2 protein-coding genes are annotated in these 2,472 nt (G+C 68.2%); both read right to left on the reverse strand.

The genetic code is table 11. The annotated features are described in order from the left end of the window. Positions 1-23: 23 nt before the first annotated feature. Positions 24-1,970 (reverse strand): lamin tail domain-containing protein, encoded by a 1,947-nt coding sequence (locus VF794_RS25610; RefSeq protein WP_331114791.1) that lies wholly within the window; start codon positions 1,968-1,970, stop codon positions 24-26. 186 nt (positions 1,971-2,156) lie between these two features. Further along, on the reverse strand, positions 2,157-2,472 hold a 316-nt coding region (locus VF794_RS25615), incomplete at its 5' end, for a hypothetical protein (protein ID WP_331114793.1).

The raw sequence follows: 2,472 nt of genomic DNA on the forward strand, positions 1-2,472 counted from the left end.
CCTCATGCACCGCAGGACCTGGGTCAGAAGGTGGCGCCGTTCACGCGGGCACCCGGCGACGCGCTCAAGGACGACAGGCCCGTGTGGAGCACGAAGCCGCCCGTGGCGCTCGCATCGGGGCTGCGGTTCATCGACACGCCGTCCTGGCCGGTCAGCGAGCTCGTGTAGCTATACGTGTTGATCGTCGTCGCGTTCTTGGCGGACGAGGTCTTCACCGTCACCGTGTCGCTGCTGTTGTTGAGGCTGAGCGTGCCGGTGGACGCGACCACCGCGTTGGTCGTCCCCGAGGGAATGCCAGACGTGCCGCCGAAGACCACGATGGCCTTGCCCGCGCCGAGCACCGTCCCCGAGGCGAAGGTGTGCCGCGCCGAGGTCGCATCCAGGATGATCCATCCGCTGATGTCGATGGCCGTACCGCCCACGTTCACCAACTCCACGAACTCACCATCCGTGGCGCTGCCGGGCTCGTTGGCGAGAATCTCATTGATGATGACCTTCGCCGGGCTGGCGGTCCCGGTGATGGTGAAGGTGCCATCGCTCACGTCCGAGGCCGAGCCGAAGGCATCCGTGGCCCGCACCCGCGCCTGCGTGGTGGGCGAGCTCGGCACCACCCACGCGTAGCTGCCCGTGGACGCGGCCAGGCTGCTGGCGATCATCTGCCACGAGGCCCCGTTATCGAGCGAGTACTCCAGCTTCACGTTGGAGATGTTCCGCGACGTCCAGGTGATGTTGCGCGAGCCGCCGCCCGCCCAGCTCTCGCCGCCGTTGGGGCTGGTGACGGTGATGCCGGGCATGGGCGTGGTCGCGGTGGCGCTGCTCGCCGCGGACTCGTTGCCCGCCGCGTCCACGGCCGTCACCCGGTAGGCGTTCGTGGTGCCGGGCGACAGGCCCAGGTCCGCGAAGCCCGTCGTGGTGGACGTGCCCACCAGGGCGTAGGCCAGGCCGTTGGTGCTCCGGTACACGTTGTAGTGGTGCACGCCCACGTTGTCCGTCGAGGCCATCCAGGAGAGGTCCACCTCCGTGGAGGACGCGGCGGTGGCCACCAGCGAGCCCGGCGCGCTGGGCGCCTGCGTGTCCGGGGCCTTCGAGGCGTAGGAGACGCTCTTGGTCCCCTGCGCCACCACGTAGGTGTCGCCGTCCGTCGAGCTCAGCTCGATGTGGCCCCACTTCGAGTTGGTGGCCGGGTCCTCCGTCTGCCACACCTGCGAGTTGTGCGCCGCCAGTCGGTCCAGGCACTCGGCCGTCGGGTGGCCATAGGTGTTGTCCTTGCCCACGGAGATGAAGGACACCGTCGGATTCGTCGCGTCGAGCAGGGTGTTGTTGGACGAGTAGCGCGAGCCGTGGTGGTGCACCTTGTACAGCTCGAGCGGTCCCACCGCCGTGGCGATTCCCGTCTCCATGTCCTCGGTGGTACCGGTGAGATCGCCGCCCACCAGCGCGTCGAAGGCGCCGTAGGTGATTTTCACCACCACGGACTTGGCGTTCTCATCCGAGACGTGGGCGCCGTTGCCGGCGGCCGCCACCACCTCGAGCCGCACCTGGCCGCACAGGCTATAGACGTCACCCTTGCGCGCGGTGAAGCGCCGGCCGCTGAAGTGGCTGGTGTAATCGGTATAGGCGACCGAGTCATACGCCCCCCCGTGGTCGTACACCGCGTCGATGCTGACCGCGTCCGTGCCCACGTCCACCTCGTCGATGCCGCCCATGTGGTCGGCATGCATGTGCGAGATGAAGGCCATGTCGATGTTCGTGACGCCCCGCGCCTTCAGGTAGGCCTTGATGGTGGCGCCCGAGCCGGTGGGCCCTCCGTCGAACAGCGCCACGCACCCGCCCGGGGCGATCAGCACCGCCGAGTCTCCCTGGCCGATGTCCAGGGTGGTGAAGCGCAAATCCTGAGACCAGGCCAGCGTGGGCAGGAGCAGGGTCAGCAACAGCAGGGGACGCAGGGGGGTCTTCAGGCCGGTGAGCATGGGCTCGCCTCCAGGGGGAAGGACGAGTCCAGTGGGTATCTCAAATATTGAGAACCGTGAAGATGGGCATTTTTAGTATCCCTGGAATCCCGAGAGCAGGGGTGCGGACCTGTTCAATCAGGGAACCAAGGTACCCTCACCCATCCCTCTCCCGAAGGGAGAGGGGAGGGGGCTGATGGAGCGGGACTACTCGCGCTCCGCGTCTTCTCGGGCGGGCGCCTCGTCCTCGGACGGGGTCAGTCGCGCCACCTGCTCCTGGCTGGCGGCCCAGGAGTCCTCCGCGTCATGGGCGTGGATCTCCGCCGCCGCTTCGTCGTCCTGCTTGCCAGTCCACGTGGTGTGGCCTCCGGCGAAGCCCTCGAGGGGGCGGGGGCCGCGATGCGCCTCCACCTCCAGGTCCTTGACCTCCTGCTGCCGGAGCCGCTCCCGCTCCTGTTGCCGTTCACGCTGGTGCAGCCTCTCCACGGGGTCGTCCGCCATCTGGCACCTCCTCTGCCCCAAG

The sequence above is a fragment of the Archangium sp. genome, assembly GCF_036389735.1.
Lineage (GTDB): Bacteria > Myxococcota > Myxococcia > Myxococcales > Myxococcaceae > Archangium.

What these genes read in the sequence shown, in the direction of transcription:
- VF794_RS25610 (WP_331114791.1), bottom strand. Translation starts at nt 1,970, where the DNA reads ATGCTCACCGGCCTGAAGACCCCCCTGCGTCCCCTGCTGTTGCTGACC.